Origin of the sequence: Arsenophonus sp. ENCA (genome assembly GCF_002287155.1) — a bacterium.
Lineage (GTDB): Bacteria > Pseudomonadota > Gammaproteobacteria > Enterobacterales > Enterobacteriaceae > Arsenophonus > Arsenophonus nilaparvatae.
The window spans coordinates 1-2,029 of sequence record NZ_NHNG01000515.1 but is presented as its reverse complement, the minus strand read 5'-3'; the positions used below and the strand labels follow the sequence as shown (position 1 = coordinate 2,029).

Below are 2,029 nucleotides of genomic sequence, written 5' to 3'. Positions count from 1 at the left end.
AGGCAAACGGCTATAGGAGCCAGATTCAGCGTAAAGGCCATCGAAACAAACCGTTGTCCAAGACTCAGCAAGGGCGAAACCACAGGATTGCAAAGACTAGGGCACGGGTTGAACATGCATTTGCGGCGATGGAACAAATGGGTAGAAAACTGATCCGCACCATTGGACAGGTGCGCGCTAATTTTGCCATGACGATGATGGCAGCATGTTACAACCTAAAGCGGTTGGCGTACTTCCAGAGCGCGTGCATCGTGGCTTTCTGACGCCCAGAATGGGTCAAATGGCCCTAGCCAGGGCAATGTGCGATAGAATCAGTAACGTGATAATCAAAAAAAATCTAATTATTTAGAATGAAAGCCAAGGGTTAATTGAAAATCTTGAGTTTTTCGAGGTGCCCATAGGTAAAACTCAGCCTGCTATTATCTGAACTAAAGACATGGACATGCGTGCCCCCTCTCAATGCACCGGCTAAAAAAGGCGGCGTAATACACATGGCCTCAATATTTTCTGCAACATTAGGGGCGATATCGTTGACAATCACACCTTGACGATGATGAAAATCGTAATGCCAATTTTTATCGGGATTTTCCGGGCCATGAATAAAAGTATATCTGGGTGGATTTTCACTACTTACCGTAACAACACCAACATACGCGCCATTTTTCGCGCCATAGATCTGTTTTTGTTGTTGCGTTTTAATATTAACTTTTTCTATCGTTAACCCAGTAAAAGAGGCACTATTTGGCCGGTACATCAAAAACTAGCCACTGGCTATCTGATGTCCATACGTTTATATTAGTCAATTGATGATTACGTTTATCCAAAGTAATCTGTAGTTCTTGATAAAACATTTTATTATCCGCACTCTTTTATGGTGAACGATAAAAAATAATATAATTCTGTGAGCATGACAAAAATATTAGTCAATACTTTATTTTTATAATACAACTTTAAACCTTAAGGGTTATCGTATCTAAAAATCATTATGTTACTTAGCATACTTTATATCATTGGTATTACAGCTGAAGCTATGACAGGTGCTTTAGCCGCAGGCCGTCGTAAGATGGATGTTTTCGGTGTTATTATTATTGCATCAGCAACCGCAATTGGCGGCGGTTCTGTACGCGATATTTTATTAGGACACTATCCTCTTGGCTGGGTTAAACATCCTGAATATATTATCATTGTTGCTTGTGCGGCAGTTATTACTATCTGGCTGGCGCCAATGATGAAACATTTACGACGTTTATTTTTAATTTTGGATGCGATTGGTCTTATTGTCTTTTCCATTATTGGCGCTCAAATAGCGCTCGATATGAATTATAGTTATATTATTGCCGCTATTGCAGCCGTCGTCACGGGTGTTTTCGGTGGCGTACTGCGCGATATGTTATGTAATACAATTCCGCTGGTTTTTCAAAAAGAGATATACGCTGGCATCTCCTTTGCCGCGGCATGGGCTTTATATCGGATTAATACTACATACTCCACTACCTAAAGATATGGTTATTACCATCACCTTAATAGCTGGTTTAACCGCACGTCTACTTGCCATTCGTTATCGATTAGGATTACCAGTATTCAATTATGAACATAATGATTAAGATCTCCATATGTCTAATTAAATCAGTAACTTTTTACTTAAACTGATTATCATTGGTAAATCCATTTATATTAATTTGACGCAAAATTTTTACCAGCTGTTTAACATCTTTATGCTCAATAAACTGCGCTAACTTTTTTTGTTGTTTACGAGATAAAATATCACTATTTATCTCTTTAGATGATAAATCATCCCAACAGGTTATTTTGCTAAAAAATTTTCTGGTAAAGGAACTCCTAGCCCTTTTAACCAATTAGAAAAAGGCCGTTTTTGAGCTGATAAAAATTGTTGATAAATAGACACGAGTTTCGCAGTCTCTAAAAAAGAAGTATAAATTTAAAAACAAGAAAAAATCAGGATGTTCATATTTTGTCCGGTTATCCATGCATTAAAGATATCTATAAAATATTCTTGCAAGTAAGCAGT

General features: G+C 37.8%; 1 protein-coding gene and 2 pseudogenes. 2 read left to right on the top strand and 1 reads right to left on the bottom strand.

Translation table 11 applies throughout. From position 1 onward, the window contains the following. A partial coding sequence (locus tag CBG25_RS13495) for a transposase (protein ID WP_290603799.1) occupies positions 1–263 on the top strand: 263 nt, incomplete at its 5' end. 134 nt (positions 264–397) lie between these two features. Here the strand turns inward: CBG25_RS13495 and CBG25_RS13490 are convergent. Beyond that, positions 398–851 (bottom strand): annotated as a pseudogene (locus CBG25_RS13490) (DUF3748 domain-containing protein); the annotation flags it as partial. Positions 852–985: 134 nt separating this feature from the next. On the opposite strand from CBG25_RS13490, the pseudogene CBG25_RS13485 reads away from it, so the two are divergent. Next, positions 986–1,604, top strand: a pseudogene (locus CBG25_RS13485) (trimeric intracellular cation channel family protein). The last annotated feature ends 425 nt before the right edge of the window (positions 1,605–2,029 follow it).